The sequence below is a fragment of the Natrinema sp. 74 genome, assembly GCF_046097095.1.
Classification (GTDB): Archaea; Halobacteriota; Halobacteria; order Halobacteriales; family Natrialbaceae; genus Natrinema.
In genome coordinates this window covers 638,040-653,694 of record NZ_CP175698.1, presented here as the reverse complement: position 1 = coordinate 653,694, position 15,655 = coordinate 638,040, and the positions used below count along the sequence as shown (strand labels likewise).

Annotated in this window: 14 protein-coding genes; 9 read left to right on the top strand and 5 right to left on the bottom strand. The window is 65.9% G+C overall.

The window, feature by feature from the left end:
• Positions 1 to 108 precede the first annotated feature (108 nt).
• The 6 genes from ACJ70B_RS03190 (at position 109) to ACJ70B_RS03165 (ending at position 6,883) form a co-directional block, all read left to right on the top strand.
• Complete coding sequence (locus ACJ70B_RS03190) at positions 109 to 1,926, top strand: type II/IV secretion system ATPase subunit (protein WP_408958975.1); 1,818 nt, start codon at positions 109 to 111, stop codon at positions 1,924 to 1,926.
• Positions 1,923 to 4,001 (top strand): type II secretion system F family protein, encoded by a 2,079-nt coding sequence (locus ACJ70B_RS03185; protein WP_408958974.1) that lies wholly within the window; start codon positions 1,923 to 1,925, stop codon positions 3,999 to 4,001. Before ACJ70B_RS03190 ends, ACJ70B_RS03185 begins: the two co-directional genes overlap by 4 nt.
• Before the next feature lie 190 nt (positions 4,002 to 4,191).
• Positions 4,192 to 4,665, top strand: coding sequence for a 30S ribosomal protein S15 (locus ACJ70B_RS03180; protein WP_408958973.1), 474 nt, complete (start codon positions 4,192 to 4,194; stop codon positions 4,663 to 4,665).
• A 12-nt stretch (positions 4,666 to 4,677) separates the two neighbouring features.
• Complete coding sequence (locus ACJ70B_RS03175; RefSeq protein ID WP_408958972.1) at positions 4,678 to 5,934, top strand: exonuclease; 1,257 nt, start codon at positions 4,678 to 4,680, stop codon at positions 5,932 to 5,934.
• Positions 5,931 to 6,245, top strand: coding sequence for a KEOPS complex subunit Pcc1 (locus tag ACJ70B_RS03170; protein WP_408958971.1), 315 nt, complete (start codon positions 5,931 to 5,933; stop codon positions 6,243 to 6,245). The genes ACJ70B_RS03175 and ACJ70B_RS03170 overlap by 4 nt, the downstream gene beginning before the upstream one ends.
• The gene (locus tag ACJ70B_RS03165) at positions 6,242 to 6,883 is read left to right on the top strand and encodes a 30S ribosomal protein S3ae (RefSeq protein ID WP_408958970.1); all 642 of its coding nucleotides are present in this window, start codon (positions 6,242 to 6,244) and stop codon (positions 6,881 to 6,883) included. Before ACJ70B_RS03170 ends, ACJ70B_RS03165 begins: the two co-directional genes overlap by 4 nt.
• 325 nt (positions 6,884 to 7,208) lie before the next feature.
• Here ACJ70B_RS03165 and ACJ70B_RS03160 read toward each other — a convergent pair whose 3' ends face one another.
• Positions 7,209 to 7,646 (bottom strand): plastocyanin/azurin family copper-binding protein, encoded by a 438-nt coding sequence (locus ACJ70B_RS03160; protein WP_408958969.1) that lies wholly within the window; start codon positions 7,644 to 7,646, stop codon positions 7,209 to 7,211.
• Between the two features lie 109 nt (positions 7,647 to 7,755).
• On the opposite strand from ACJ70B_RS03160, the gene ACJ70B_RS03155 reads away from it, so the two are divergent.
• The 3 genes from ACJ70B_RS03155 (at position 7,756) to ACJ70B_RS03145 (ending at position 11,760) form a co-directional block, all read left to right on the top strand.
• The gene (locus ACJ70B_RS03155) at positions 7,756 to 8,481 is read left to right on the top strand and encodes a protein sorting system archaetidylserine synthase (RefSeq protein WP_408958968.1); all 726 of its coding nucleotides are present in this window, start codon (positions 7,756 to 7,758) and stop codon (positions 8,479 to 8,481) included.
• Between the two features lie 66 nt (positions 8,482 to 8,547).
• Positions 8,548 to 9,891 (top strand): HEAT repeat domain-containing protein, encoded by a 1,344-nt coding sequence (locus ACJ70B_RS03150; protein ID WP_408958967.1) that lies wholly within the window; start codon positions 8,548 to 8,550, stop codon positions 9,889 to 9,891.
• Positions 9,892 to 9,975: 84 nt separating this feature from the next.
• On the top strand, positions 9,976 to 11,760 hold the full coding sequence (locus ACJ70B_RS03145) for a phospholipase D-like domain-containing protein (RefSeq protein WP_408958966.1): 1,785 nt from the start codon (positions 9,976 to 9,978) through the stop codon (positions 11,758 to 11,760).
• Positions 11,761 to 11,781: 21 nt separating this feature from the next.
• On the opposite strand, the gene ACJ70B_RS03140 is transcribed toward ACJ70B_RS03145, so the two are convergent.
• The 4 genes from ACJ70B_RS03140 to sufB form a co-directional block, all read right to left on the bottom strand.
• Positions 11,782 to 12,210, bottom strand: a complete 429-nt coding sequence (locus tag ACJ70B_RS03140) for a metal-dependent transcriptional regulator (RefSeq protein ID WP_408958965.1) — start codon at positions 12,208 to 12,210, stop codon at positions 11,782 to 11,784.
• A gap of 121 nt (positions 12,211 to 12,331) precedes the next feature.
• Positions 12,332 to 12,826 (bottom strand): ferritin-like domain-containing protein, encoded by a 495-nt coding sequence (locus ACJ70B_RS03135; RefSeq protein ID WP_408958964.1) that lies wholly within the window; start codon positions 12,824 to 12,826, stop codon positions 12,332 to 12,334.
• A gap of 127 nt (positions 12,827 to 12,953) precedes the next feature.
• Entirely contained in the window at positions 12,954 to 14,174 is a 1,221-nt protein-coding gene (sufD, locus tag ACJ70B_RS03130) for a Fe-S cluster assembly protein SufD (protein WP_408958963.1), read from the bottom strand.
• A gap of 1 nt (position 14,175) precedes the next feature.
• Positions 14,176 to 15,606, bottom strand: a complete 1,431-nt coding sequence (sufB, locus tag ACJ70B_RS03125) for a Fe-S cluster assembly protein SufB (protein WP_408958962.1) — start codon at positions 15,604 to 15,606, stop codon at positions 14,176 to 14,178.
• Between the last annotated feature and the right edge of the window lie 49 nt (positions 15,607 to 15,655).

Below are 15,655 nucleotides of genomic sequence, written 5' to 3'. Positions count from 1 at the left end.
AGACAGTTCGACCGGAGGGGGTTCGACGGGTCGACGACCGCCCAAAACGGCGATCGGCCATCTCACTTATCAGGGTTGCGCCCGGACGTGTCACGAAACCTGCGTTCAATGGACCCCTCAGATCACACCGATTCGGCCGCGGACGCGATCGTCGACGGTGCGGCCGGCGCTCGTCTCCACCGCGACGCGGCAAGCGCCGACGGTGCCGGCGAGTCTGAACTAGCGCCGGCCGACGAGCGCCCGACGTCGACGATCGACGCTGCCAAACGAACGATCCGGCGCGTCGTCGAAACGCTTCGCGGCTCGACCGTGGATGTCGGCGACTACGAGCCCGATGTCCACGGCCCGCTGGTCTCGCTCGACGATTCGGACAACCTCGAGGAGGTCAATCGCTACTGGGTCGACGCACCCTTCTCGTTCGTCTCGATCGGCCACGACCACGAGGCGAACGAACACCGCTATCGCGCGGTCGAGCCCTCGCTGCGCGAGGACGAGGCGGTCCTGCTCGAGGCGCTGTTCGACGACGTTCGCGACCCGCTGCTCTACCGCGAGGCCGAGGGCGACGATATCGAACGGTTGCTCCGCGAGACGATTCGGGAGTACCTCGAGCGCTATGGAGCCGAGATCGACGCGGCGACGTTCTACCGGTTGTTCTACTATCTCCACCGGGACTTCCGCGGTTACGGTCGCCTCGAGCCGATCATGCACGATCCACACGTCGAGGACATCTCCTGTGACGGCTACGGGTTGCCGATCTTCGTCTACCACGATGAGTACACCGACATCGAGACTTCCGTCTCATTCGAGAAATCCGATCTCGATCGGTTCGTCGTTCGGCTGGCCCAGCACTCCGGCCGGCACATTTCGATCGGCGATCCGACGGTCGAGACGACGCTGCCCGACGGCTCTCGCGCCGAGCTCGCACTCGGCGAGGAGGTGACGCCGCGGGGTTCTGCGTTTACCATCCGGAAGTATGCCGAGGACCCGTTCACGCCGATCGATCTCCTCGAGTACGGCACGTTCAGCGTCGAGCAGTTGGCCTACCTCTGGCTCGCGATCGAGCACAACAAGAGTCTGGTGTTCGCGGGCGGCACCGCGTCGGGGAAGACGACGAGCATGAACGCCGTTTCGATGTTCATCCCTCCGCGGTCGAAGGTCGTGACCATCGAGGACACCAGCGAACTCCAACTCTCTCACGACAACTGGCTCTCGTCGGTCACGCGCGAGCGCACCCACGAGGGGACCGACGTGACGATGTACGATCTGCTGCGCTCGGCCCTGCGCCACCGCCCCGAATACATCGTCGTCGGCGAGGTCCGCGGCGAGGAGGCGATGACCCTCTTTCAGGCGATGAACACCGGTCACACGACCTACTCGACGATGCACGCCGATTCGGTCCAGACGGCCATCAACCGGCTCGAGAACGAGCCGATCAACGTCCCTCGGTCGATGGTTCGCAGCCTCGACATCCTCTCGGTCCAGACGCTCACCCGGTCGGGCGACCAGCGCGTCCGCCGGAACAAGGTACTCGCCGAGATCGAGGGGATCGACCAGCGAACCGGTGAACTCGACTACTCGACGGCCTACACCTGGGAGAGCGAGACCGACAGCTTCCGGAGCAGTTCCAGTCGCGTCCTCTCGGAGATCCGCGACGAACGCGGCTGGAGCCAGCAGGAACTACTGACGGAACTCGAGCACCGCGAGCGGTTCCTCGCCTCGCTCCGGGACAACGGCCTCTCCGACTACCGGCGGTTCACCGCGCTGGTCAACGAGTATTACGCCGATTCCGAGCGCGTCCTCGAGCGACTTACCGAAGAGAGCGACGGCGACCGCGAGCGCGAACGCGGCTCCGAACCGCGAAACGGAACCGAGCGTACGGCGAGGACCGACCCCGAATCCGGAGGCGGTGCGTCCGAGAACCGATGACGCCCGTCAGTCTCGTCCCACTGGTGATCGCGGCGCTCCTCTGTTCGCCAGTCGCCGTGGTCAGGCGGTCCGAACGCGTCGACCGCGCTCTGACGCTGGTCGCGGTCCGGACGTTCGGACCCCACGCCGACGCGTTCGGTCGTGTGCACCCGGACCGGCGGGCGGCCTTGCGTGCCGCACACGTTCCGACGACCGACCGCGAGTATGGCTCGCGGACGATGCTGTTCGCGGCGATCGCCGCGCTCGTCGGCTCGATTCTCGGCGTCTACGCCGTCTGGGGACTCTTGACGGTCCTCTCGGTCAGCCCCGAGACCATGCGCGCGGCGTTGCCTTCCCCTCTTGGGTTCCTCGCGGCGCTCGGGGGGCTCCCGACGTTATCGGCCGGCGAACTGGCCGTGCTGTTTTCGGTCTCCGCGCTCACGGTCGGGGCCGTCGCCGGTGCCGGGGCCTACTGGTTCCGGTGGTGGTACCCCGGCTACGTCGCCGACGCCCGCGCTCGTCGGATCGAGGCGGGACTGCCGTCGACGGTGGCGTTCGTCTACGCGCTCTCGAAGAGCGGGATGGCGTTTCCGAACGTGGTCCGGGTCATCGCCGATCAGGAGGACACCCACGGCGAGGCCGCCGCGGAGTTCGCCGTCGCCGTCCGACAGATGGACACGTTCGGCACCGACGTCGTCACCGCCCTCGAGACGATGGGGCGGCGCTCGCCCAGTCCGCAGTTCCGCGAGTTCACCGAGAACCTCGTCAGCGTCTTGCAAAGCGGCCAGGGACTCTCCGCGTTCCTCGAACGCCAGTACCAGAAGTACCGCGAGGAGGCCGAATCGCAACAGGAGGGCATCCTCGAGTTGCTCTCGACGCTGGCGGAGGCCTACGTCACGGTGCTGGTCGCCGGGCCGCTCTTTCTGATCACGATCCTGGTCGTCATCGGGATCGCGGCCGGCGATACGTTCGGGGAACTTCAGGCGCTGATCTACCTGCTCCTGCCGCTTGCCAACCTCGGGTTCGTGGTGTACCTGAGTATGGTAGCGGACAAACTCGATCCCAGCGACGGAGTCAACGGGAAATCGACCGCCGACGAGCCACCGACGGTCGGGACGGCCCGGACGGCACGGGCCGACGGGAGCGACACAGCACCAGACCAGACCCGCCATCCGAACGTCGAACGAGCGCGGTACTACCGCCGGCTGGTGGGCCTGCGCGAGCGGTTCGGCCATCCGATTCGGACGCTCGTCGAGCGGCCGTCGCTCACGCTCGCGATCACCGTCCCGCTCGCGCTCGTCGGAGTCGGCACGCGGCTTCCGGCGGCGCTCGAGGACGGCTTCGACGTCACCGCGATCGACGACGCGGTCGCCGTCGGCACGCTAGGCGTCGTGGCCGTCTTCGCGCTCGCTTACGAGGTCCACCGCCGCCGGCTGAAGGCGATTGAGGCCGCGGTACCGGACCTGCTCGACCGCCTCGCCAGCGTCAACGAGGCCGGCCTCTCGATCGTCTCGTCGATCGATCGAGTCCGGGGATCGGATCTCGGACCGCTCGGCGACGAACTCGACCTGGTCTGGGCCGACGTGCAGTGGGGTGCCGACCTCCAGACCGCCTTACGGCGGCTCGAGACCCGCGTCGGAACCCGATCGGTTTCGCGGGTCGTCACGCTGCTGACCGAGTCGATGAACGCCAGCGGAACCCTCGCGACCACGCTCCGGATCGCCGCGCGCGGAGCGGCGGCCGATCGCCGACTCGAGCGCGAGCGCAAGCGGGCGATGATCGAGTACACAGTCGTCGTCTACGTCTCGTTTCTGGTCTTTCTGTTCATCATCGCCGTGCTGGCCGGCTATCTCCTGCCGAACCTCCCATCCGAGGGCGCGGAGCTGGGGTCGAGCGCGGCCGCGTCTCAATTGGACGGGTTCTCCGGAGCCGATACTGACGCGTACGCCACGCTGTTCTACCACGCGGCGCTCGTCCAGGGACTGTGCTCGGGGCTGATCGCCGGTCAGTTGAGCACCGGTGACGTTCGGGCCGGCGCAAAACATGCCGCCGCCATGCTCGCGCTCTCGGTGGGGCTGTTCGCGACCGTTGTCTGACCCGCGATTGCGGCCCTCGCCGCCGGTGTCGATGTAGAAACCCTTTAGTCACCGACGACGGAACCTCAACTGGGAAACGCACGGCCGCAAATCCGACTGTGTCGCCCGCTCTTTCGGGCGGCTTGGGATTGCGGAAGTGCACGGCGAGAGCCGTATATACGCGCGGTCAGTGCGGTTCCTATCCTCAACAATGGCACGAATGCACACCCGCCGTCGCGGCTCGTCCGGTTCGGACAAGCCGTCGGCAGACGAACCGCCGGAGTGGAGCGACGTCGACTCGGATGATATCGAAGCCCGAGTCGTCGAACTGGCAGAGCAGGGCTACGATCCCAGCCAGATCGGGATGAAGCTGCGCGACGAGGGCGTCACCGGAACGCCCATCCCGGACGTCAAGCTGGCGACCGGGAAGAAGATCTCAGAGATTCTCGAGGAGAACGACGCCACGGCCGACATCCCCGAGGACCTCTGGAACCTGATGGAGCGCGCAGTGCGTCTGCGCGACCACGTCCGTCAGAACCCCCAGGACGCCCAGAACAAGCGCGCCCTGCAAAACACCGAATCGAAGGTGCGCCGCCTGGTCGATTACTACCGCGGCGACGAACTCGAGCCCGACTTCGCGTACTCCTACGAGGTCGCGACGGAGCTGCTCGAAGACCGCGAGTAACACCGCATCCGTATGTCCACCGAGGGTCGATCCGCCGAGCCGGCGTCCGCTACGAGCGCACTCGAGAGCGCCGGCTTCGTCCAGGTGGTCGCTCGCGCCGACGGCGACGCGCTCGCGGCCAGCGGCCTGCTCGCAAGCGCCCTCGCCGCCGCCGGGACGCCGTTTCAGGTGACCGTCGGTCGGACGGTCACAGAGCGGTCAGAGCGCCTCCGCGCACAGACCGACGAGGGCGACGCGACGGTCGTCGTCGGCACCGCCGACGGGGCCGCCGACGCGGTCCAACTGACGGCGACCGACAGACCCGCCTCGCTCGAGGCCGTCGACCTCGTCCGTGACCTCGGCGCGACGCCGGATCCGGTGCTCGCGCTGGCCGGCATCGTCGCCGCTGGCGGCGACCCCGGCGCGGGCGAGAGCGAGTGGCTCGTCGAGACCGCGCGCGAACGCGGCCTGCTCGAGCAGCGACCCGGCGTCGCGGTTCCCACCGCAGCTCCGATCGACGACATCGCGTATTCGACACGCCTGCGTACGCCGTGGTCGGGCGATCCCGACGCGACACGCGAAGCGCTCGCGGACGCTGCGGGCGATCCCGACGCCCTCGACGCGGACGACCACCGCGCGATCGGCTCGCTCGTCGCGCTCGATGCCGTCAGTGCCGAGGCGGCGACCGACGCCGCCGCAGCCTCGATTGCCCAGGCGCTACGGCCGTACGCGACGCCCGAAGCCCCATTCGCGACGCTCGGCGGCTTCGCCGACGTGCTCGAGGCGACGGCGAGAACGGAGCCCGGCACGGGGATCGCGGTCGCGATGGGCCACGACGCCCGCGACGCCGCGCTCGAGGCCTGGCGCGAGTACGGCCGCCGCGCACACGCGGCGCTCGAGGCGGCCTCGACCGGCCGCTACGACGGGCTGTTCGTCGTCGGCATCGACGACGGCCCCGTCGAAGCCGTCGCTCGTATCGCGGCGGCCTACCGATCGCCGGAGCCCGTCGTCCTCGCGGTCAGCGACGGACACGGTCCCTCGGGCGATCGGATGCAGTCCGCTGACGGCGACGCCGAGGCCGCGATCGCGACCCGTGAGGCCACGTCTCTCGCAGCGACGGTCGAGGGAATTGCTCGCGACCTCGAGGGCGAAGCGCCGGATTCGACGACAGAATCAGGGGCCGACGCCGGCGGCGTCGCGTACGACGTCGGCCATCGGCGCGGCTACTTGCGATACGACCCCGGAGTGGACGACTCGACGATCATCGCGGCAGTGAGGGACCTGCTATGAGCCGGCGAGCGACGATCCGAACGGACTGCGACGACCCCGACCTCGTCGCGCAGTCGCTCGACCCGGACAACACCGACGAGATGGAGACGACCGTCGAGCGCGACGGCTCGTCCGGCGAGGACGGAACGGTCGTCACGCGGATCGACCGCGAGACGACGAGCGGCCTCCGATCGACCGTCGACGACTACGTCGTCAACCTCGCGGTCGCGATTGACGTCGCGACGCACGCACGGAACGGACAGCACGCAGAACCGACGGACGCGGGACCTGCGTCCGACAGCGATACCGACTCAACACACGATACACAATGAGCGAACGATCAGTTTCACGCGCGAAACAGGAGAAGCGGTGGTACACCGTCCTGGCACCCGAGCAGTTCGACCGTCAGGAACTCGGCGAGACCCCCGCTGACGAACCGGAGAAAGTCTACGACCGAACCATCGAAACGACGCTCGGCGAGTTGACCGACAACGCCAGCGAGAACAACACGAAACTCACCTTCAAGGTGACCGACGTGGGCAGCGACAGCGCCTACACGGAGTTCGTCGAGCACGCGCTGACTCGCGACTACCTGCGCTCGCTGGTCCGTCGCGGTGCCTCGAAGATCGAGGCCTACGTCACCGTCCTCACGACGGACGACTACCGCGTCCAGATCCAGCCCGTCGCCTTCACGACCAAGAAGGCCGACGCGAGCCAGGAGAAGGCCATCCGCGAGACGATGGTCGAGATGATCGAAGAGGCCGCCGAGGAGCGCTCCTTCGAGGAACTCATCGACAGCGTCGTCGAGGGTCGTCTCTCCTCTGCCATCTACGGCGAGGCCAAGACGATCTACCCGCTGCGACGCGTCGAGATTCAGAAGTCCACCCTCGAGGCCCACCCCGAGGAAGTCGCCGAAGAGGAAGCGACCTCGGTCGACGTCGACGACGAAGACGTCGCCACGGGCGACTGATTCCGAGAACGGAGACGTTCGATTTCGCCGGCAGCTATTTTCGATGTCGACTCGAGGCGCTCGACTCGAGTCCGAAGTACTGCGGCTCTATGCCACAGTCTCTCCCTGAGCTACATCGATCGCCAGCGTGTCTCGAGACCATCTGGATTGATCGCCAGCGTTTCCTTGCGATTGTCGGAATCGATGGCCAGCGTGTCTCGAGGGTGTCTTGATCGATCGTGAGTTCACGTGAATGACCATCATGCGATAGCACAGCCGGCCGTTCGCCGATAAAAGTCCGCCTGTCGGACGATTCTGTCGTCACAGTGGATAGTTTCTGCGGCCATCACTCGGAGACGACGATTTCGCCGGTCATGTTCGCCCGCTCGTGGGGGATACAGAAGTACTTGTACGTGCCGGGGACCTCGAAGGTGTGTTCGTACGTCTGTCGCGGCCCGAGGCCGCCGTCGCGTTCGTTCCGCCACGCGTCGTATGCGGCCGCTTGCGTCTCGAAGCCGCCGGAGGCAAAGTACGCCGCGTCGTCCGGGATGAGTTCGTTGTAGGCCGTGATGGTGTGGTCCGCCTCGCTCGTGTTCTTCCAGACGACGGTATCGCCGACGGAGATTTCGTAGCTATCGGGGAGGAATTCGGTGCGATTCATCCCGATATGACAGCTCTCGCCGCGACAGGGGTCGCTCGCGAGGACGCTGCGTGCGGACGAACACCCCGCGAGGCCGGCCGAGACAGCGGTTCCGACGGCGGCGAGGTAGACGCGCCGGTGCATATCGGACCGTTGGGACAGTCACGGTATAACCGTCTTGGTTCGCTCCCCGAAACCGAGAACGGGCCGGAAACGAAAACACGTAAGGTAACTCCCCGTCGAATCCGGGCATATGCTCCCCCGGTTCGTCGGTCGGCTGGGCGTCGCCGACGCGGTGACGATCGCCAACGCCGCTCTGGGGTTCGTCGCCGTCGTCGTCGCGACCGTCGACGTCGATCTAGCCGCCCGACTCGTCTTGCTGGCGGCGATCGCGGACGGCCTCGACGGCATCCTCGCGCGCCGATACGGCGGCACCGACGCCGGTCCGTATCTGGACTCGCTGGCCGACGTAGCCTCCTTCGCAGTCGCCCCCGCCGTCCTCTCCTTTGTCATCGTCAGGAACAGCCTCGAGGTCACGTTCGACGCGGTTACGGCCGAACTGCTGGTCGTGACGGGCGTCTGTGCACTGTTTGTTGCGATGGCGGTCACTCGGTTGGGGATGTACACCGCCTACGACATCTCCGGCAGCTACACCGAGGGCGTGCAGACGACGCTGGCTGCGACGGTGCTTGGCGCGGCGATCCTCGCCGGCGAGACTCGACCCTGGCTCATCCTCGCGGTCACCGGCGCGTTCTGCTTTCTGATGGTTTCGAGAATTCGGTATCCGGACCTGCTGGCTCGCGACGCCGGGATCATGGGCGTCGTCCACGCGCTCGCGATCCTCGTTCCCGACTTCGCCGGGCGGACGTTCCCCTACGCGCTCCTGACGCTCGGGCTGGCCTACATGACGCTCAGCCCGTGGTTCTACTGGGGCGATCGGGAACGCTCGTCGGAAGTCGACGTGCATGGAAACGCTTAGGACCGTGCTGACACGACCGTAAGATATGCACACTGTCACGCGTCGGCGTCGTCCCGAGGTGGGAATATGAGCGAGGACGAGGCGAACGGTGACGATGCGGCCGCCGCGGAGGAAGCGGATGGCGAGGAGCCCGTCGATCTCGAGGCGATCGACGACCGACTCGACGCACTGGCCGCCGACCTCTCTGCGCTCGAGTCCGATCTCGAAGCGGCCGAGACCGAAGACGACCTCGACGATGTCGAAGCCGACCTCGAGGCGTTCCGCGACGACCTCGAAACCGTCGAAATTCCCGACCCGCCCGAGACCGACGAGGACGAGGCGGAAGACGAGGAACCCGCACCGGAGGAAGAACTGCAAGACCGGTACGACGAGATCGAGAGCGACCTCTCCGACCTCGAGTCCAACCTCGAGGACCAACGCGGCCCCTACGGCGAGGACGTGATAAGCGAGATCGACGACGCGAGCGGGACGATCACGGACACTCGCTGGACCGAGGAGGGCAACGCCGAACTGATCGAGGCGGTCGACGAGTTCCTCGACGACTGTAACGACCTGCTCAGCAGTTCGGTCACGCTAGTCAATCAGGGCGAGACCGTGCCCGACCAGCTCGACGCGACCCTCGATAACGCCGCCGAGGCGGTCGAGAGCGCCGAACTCGACGCCGACGACGACGCGGAAGTGATCGCCGGCCTACTCGAGGCGACCGACGACCTCCAGAGCGACATCGACGACGCGACGGCGTGGGCCGACCTCGAAGTCCGCGAACAGCTCCGCCGCGAGGGCTACTACGACGTGCTCGACCACGTCAAGGACTTCCCGCCGGAGTGGCACGCGCTCAAGGTCCACGAGAAGCGGGGCAACGTCGACATGATCCTCCTCGCGCTCGAGACGTTCGATTCGGACTTCATGGAGGACCACTGCATGGAAGCCCTCGAACGGATGGGTCCCGAGGAGGCCATCGACCCGATGCTCCAGAAGGCCAACCGCCGCGATCAGGCCGCGATGCGCATCCTCGGTAAGATCGGCGTAGACGACGAGGAAATCGTCGACACCTTGGTCGATTACGTCGACTCTAACCCGAACCTCCAGCAGCCGGCCTTCCGCGCCCTCGGCGAGATCGGTGCCGAAGCCGCCGTCGACCCCATCGCTCAACAGCTCGTCGCCGACGAGGCTGACGTCCGCAGCTGGGCCGCCCGCACCCTCGGCCTGATCGGCGATACTCGCGCCGTCGATCCCCTCGCTGACGTCCTCGAGAGCGACGAGTCCGACCGCGTCCGAGCGAGCGCCGCGTGGGCGCTCCAGCGTATCGGCACGCGAGACGCCCTCGAGACCGTCGCCGACTACGACGACGATCGCGCCTACCTCGTCCAAGCCGAGGCCGAGCGCGTCGACCTCGAGCCGGCGGCCTGACGACGGAGACCCGCCGACCCTGTCGCGGATTCCTTTTCGAGCACCAGCGAGGATTTAAGTAACAAAGCGCGGCCACACGCGGTGATGGATATTCGGCGAGCCGCCCTCGTCACCGTCCTCGGCTGCTGTCTCGTCGCCGGTGCCGTTGCGACCGCGGGACCTACTGTCGTTGACGGAACGGCCGCCCGCGAACCGACGACCGCTCGAGCGACCGCAGTGCCGTCCTCGATCCCGGACGGTCTCTCTTGTCCCGCTCGTGCGTCGACACCCACCACCGACAGCGGGCCACCGAAGCGCCCGCGAATCGTTTCCCTCTATCCGGATCCGACTACGGACGATAACGTCGGCGAATTCACCGTCCTCGAGACCCCGCCCGACACGCGGCTTCGGAATCTGACGCTGACCGACGGCCACACGACTGCGCGGCTTCCGAACGCGACGGTCTCCGGTCGCGTCGCACTGAGTACGGCTCCGAACGTGACCGAGCGATTGACCGACGCGCCAGTCCTCGGCCTGGAAGCGCATCTCCGGCTCGCCGCAGATGGCGACACCCTTCGCCTTCGAAATGCGACGGCGACGATCGACGCGGTGTCGTACGACAGTGCACCGACGGCGGAGCGGTGGTATCGGACGGCGGAGGAGAAGGGATCGAACACCGTGCGAGCCAGCGGCCAGTGGTGGCCGCGAGACGCGACCTGCCTCCCCGTCTCGAGCACCAGCGTCGATGAGGCCACGGCGTTCGTCCTCCCAGACGCACCGAGCGTACCGCGGCAGACGATTCGAAACGCCGACGACCGACTCCTGTTAGCGGGCTATACCGTCACTTCCGACACGATCACTGACGAACTCGTGGCCGCGGCCGAACGCGGCGTCGACGTGTCGGTCCTCCTCGAGGCGAGTCCCGTCGGCGGGACGCCCGCGGCGACCGACGGGGTCATCCGGCGTCTCGAGGCCGCCGGCGTCGACGTACGGGCCATTGGCGGTGAGGATTCGCGGTATCGATACCACCACCCCAAATACGCGGTCGCCGACGATCGGGTGCTGGTCACGACCGAGAACTGGAAGCCAGCAGGCGTCGGCGGCGAGAGCAGCCGCGGGTGGGGCGTCCGGCTCGAGGACGAGGCGCTCGCGGCCGATCTCGCGGGAGTCTTTCGGGCCGATTTCGAGGGCTGGGATACGGTATCCGGATCGGCCTATCGCACGAATACCTCGTTCGTCGAGGACGAGGACTCGCTCTTCTCCTCGTCGGATCCCGGCTTCCCGACGAACCACGAACCGGAAACAGTCCCGGTCGAATCGGCCGAACTGCTGGTCGCACCGGACAACGCCGATCGTCGGATGCAGGAGTTACTCGCCACGGCGGACGACGAGATTCTCGTCGTCCAACCGACGATCGCTGCCGACGTCTCGCTGCTCGAGGCGACCGTCGAGGCGGCCCGCCGGGGCGTCGAGGTTCGTATCTTGCTCGGATCGGCGTGGTACAACGCCGAGGGGAACGAGGGGCTCGTCGCCGACCTCGAGCGCCTCGCGAAGAACGATGACCTCCCGATCGAGGTGCGACTAGTCGGGGACACCGATCGCTTCGAGAAGATCCACGCGAAGGGCGTGGTGATCGACCGAGAGGTGGCGATTGTCGGCAGCGCAAACTGGAACTCGAACTCGCTCAAGAACAACCGCGAGGTGCTGGTCGCGCTCCACGGCGAGGCGGCTGCAAGCTACTATGCCGACGTTTTCGAGGCTGACTGGTCGGTCGACACGTGGCGCTTCCCGATGGGACTCGTCGTCCCGGTCATCATCGCGCTCGCCATCGCGGCGATCGTCGGCCGCCGCTATATCCGATTCGGCGATCCGCCGTCGGAGCACACCTGACCGACCACGACGAATCGACGATCAGTCCGCGCAACCGCCGACCTCAAGCAACTCACAGCAGTCCGCTTCGGGGTCGAAACAGTCGGGGCACTGTTCGGGCCGGTCGATGATCGTATCGAGGCGCTCCGCGACGGTGTCATCGATAACGCTCTCTAAGGCGCGAGCCTCCTCCCGGAACTCCTCGACTTCGAGGACGTTCGCGAGGAACCGCTCGATGATACAGTAGGTCTGTAGGGCATCGTGGGCACGCTCGAGGCCGTCGTCAGTTAGGCTGGCCCCCTTGTACTTCTCGTGGTCGACGAGGCCGCGATCCTCGAGTTTGCCGACCATCTCGTTGACGCTGGCCGGACTCACCTCGAGCAGGTCGGCGAGGGTGCCGGTCGATGCGGGGCCGTCTTCGATTCGCTGAGCCAAGTAGATCGCCTTGAGATATTGGTCGGCAGTGTTCATAACCTCCCTCCGGTGTCGCTACGCGTCGCGTCACTTCCTCGCCGGTACAACCGAATCCGGGTGGGGATGCACGCGTCGGACGGCGTCGGCACGGGCGCAACCGCCGCGGTTGTCGGCCCGATCATGCTCTGTGTTCCATGATCTCGGTCACTTCCTCGACGCCTTCCTTTTCCTCCTCCCGAATTGCGTACAGCGTTTCGAGCAGCCGATCGCGATCGACGGCGAACGCGGCGTCCGAGGCCTCAATCGCTTCGATGAGGTCGTCGTAGAACTTGTAGGCCGTCTCCTCGTTCGCTAGCTGGTCGTAGAGGACGCCGTCGGTGTCTTCCGGCGGCCCGTACTGAGCGTCGACCAGTGCGTTGATTTCCTCGTATTCAACCGTCTCGGCCTCGAGATCATCGATCAGCGCCTCGAGTCGCTCGCGGTGGTCGGCCGACTCGGCGGCGGCCTCGGCGAGCAACTCCTCCACCTCCTCGTCGAATGCCGCCCGCTCTTCGGGGGGCAGGGACTCGATGTGGTGGGCGGCGCGTGACTCGACGAGTTCCTCCAGCACGACGCCGATCTGGAGCAATCGGGTCAGCTGATGGTCGCTCGAGACGCGCTGTCCCAGACTCATAGGTGACATACCGGACCGTCGGTACTTATGCTTCCCTATTGCCGGCATCGGCCGGCCGGTATCGCTCCTGTCTCTCAGGTCGACGGTGTCACTGTCCGTGGTCGAAAACGGAAGAAACGGAAGGCGACTAGTCGCGCCGGCGCAGTCGAGCCCCGATCAGCTCCTGCAAGTCGTCGCGGAGTTCGTCGACGTCGACCTCTTCTAAGACGGGCACGAAGAAGCCCTCGACGAGCATATTGCGCGCAGCACGCGGGTTGACACCGCGAGAGGTCATGTAGAGCAGGTCCTCCTGGTCGATCTGGCCGACCGTCGCGGAGTGACTTGCTTCGGTGTCGTGGTTGTTGATGATCAGCTTCGGGGAGGCGTCGGCCTCGCTCTCATCGGAGAGCATCAGCGTATTCTCGCGCTGATAGGAGCTGGTGTCCCAGGCGTCGGCACCGACGTCCTGGACACCCTCGTAGACCGAACGGGCCACGTCGTCGGTGACGCCGCGGGTAACGAGGTCGGCCGTCGTATGCTCGGCGCGGTGCCAGACCTTCGCGTCGAGGTCGAAGTGCTGGTCGTTGTGGCCGTAGAAGGCCCCGACGATCTGCGTTTCTGACGAATCGCCGTCAAGCGTCGTCGAAACCTCAGTCTTGGTCAGTTGGGTACCGAGGTTGCCCTCGATCCAATCGATTGTGGCGTAGGTATCGGCGACGCCGCGCTTGACGGTGAAGTTGTAGGCATCCTCCGAGAGGTTCTGGAGGCTGCCGTACTGGACGTAGCTGTTCTCGCCGGCAGCGACTTCGACGATGCCGCTGTAGTACTGCTCGTCCTGTTCGGCACCGGTCGACTGGCGCTCGAGGATGGTCACCGAGCTCGATTCCTCGGTGACGACGAGCGTGTAGTTGAACAGCGAGCGGGAGTTTTGCTCGGTGCGGACGGTGACGTCCTCGGCGTCGACGCCCTCTGGGACGTAGATGACCGTCCCGGTGCTGAAGAGGGCGGTCGACAGCGCCGTCAGGTAGTTCTCCTGGGGATCGACGATGGAGCCGAAGTGCTCTTTCAGGAGCTCCTCGTGCTCTCGGACTGCCTCGGCCCATGGGAGGACCTCCGCGTCCTCGGGGCCGACCTGGTCTTTGTCCTCGGCCGCGTTCAGCGGGTCCACGAGGGATTCGAAGTCCAGCTCGTGGAGGTTCGTCCAGTCCCGGCCCGGCGTCCGGATGACGTCCGGCATGTCGAGAGTCTCGAGGGCCTCGAGGGCCTCGAGTCGCGTCTCGAGAAGCCAGTCGGGCTCGTCTAACCCCTCGCTGATCTCGCGTACCTGTGCTTCCGTCAGATTGGCGTGTACCTGTGTTCCTGCGCTCATATTATCCGAGGCTCCCCTCCATCTCGAGTTCGATGAGGCGGTTGAGTTCGACCGCGTACTCGATGGGCAGTTCTTCCGTGATCGGCTCGATGAAGCCGGCGACGATCATCTTCTTGGCGTCGTCGTCGTCCAGACCGCGGCTCTGGAGGTAGAAGATGTCCTCGTCACCGATCTTCCCGACGGTCGCCTCGTGAGCGACGTCGACCTTCGACTCCTCGATCTCCATGTACGGCATGGTGTCCGACGTGGACTCGTTGTCGAACATCAGGGCGTCACACTCGACGGCGGTGCTCGAGTTCTCGGCGCCGTCGGCGATGTGGACGAGGCCGCGGTAGTTAGTGCGGCCGCCGTCCTTGGAGATCGACTTGGATTCGATGGTCGAACTCGTCTCGGGCGCGTTGTGGTAGACCTTCGCGCCGGTGTCGATGTCCTGACCCTCGCCCGCGAAGGCGATGGTGATGTGGGTGTCGGTCGCGCCGCGACCCTTGAGGATCGTACACGGGTAGAGCATGGTGGCTTTCGACCCCATGCTGCCCGAGACCCACTCCATCGTGCCGTTGGCCTCGCAGATGGCGCGCTTGGTGTTCAGGTTGAACGTGTTCTTCGACCAGTTTTGCACCGTCGAGTACTGGACGTGGGCGTCTTCGCCGACGAAGACTTCGACGCCGCCCGAGTGCAGGTTGTGCGTGCCGTACTTGGGCGCGGAACAGCCCTCGATGTAGTGGACCTCCGAGCCCTCTTCGGCGATGATGAGGGTGTGCTCGAACTGGCCCATGCCCTCGGAGTTCATCCGGAAGTAGGCCTGGACGGGCATCTCGACGGTCACGTCCTCGGGGACGTAGACGAACGACCCGCCGGACCAGACGGCCCCGTGTAACGCGGCGAACTTGTTGTCGCTCGGCGGCACACAGGTCGTCATGAAGTGCTCTTTGACGAGCTCTGGGTGCTCCTGGACGGCCTTGTCCATGTTACAGAAGATGACGCCCTTCTCCTCCCAGCGCTCCTGCATGTTCTGGTAGACGACCTCCGACTCGTACTGCGCGCCGACGCCGGAGAGCGCGTTCTTCTCCGCCTCCGGGATGCCCAGCTTGTCGAAGGTGTCTTTGATCTCGTCGGGCAGCTCCGTCCAGTCGTCGACGCCTTCGCGCTTGTCGACGTCTGGGCGGATGTAGGGAACGATCTCCTCGACGTCCAGTTCGGAGAGGTCGGGCATGCCGGGCCAGTCGCTCGGCATCGGCATGTTCTGGTACTGCTTGAGCGCGCGCAGACGGCGCTCTAACATCCACTCGGGCTCATCTTTGTCCTCGGAGATCATGCGGATGACCTCCTCGGTCAGGCCCTTGTCGGATTTGACCGCGGCGTTTTGCTCTTTCTTGAACTCGAACCGGGCCTCGGTGTCGGTCTCTTTGAGATGGTCTTGATCGGAACTCATTGGTTGATGTGGTTAGTGGTTACGGCTGTAGCGTTATTACGGTTGTTCT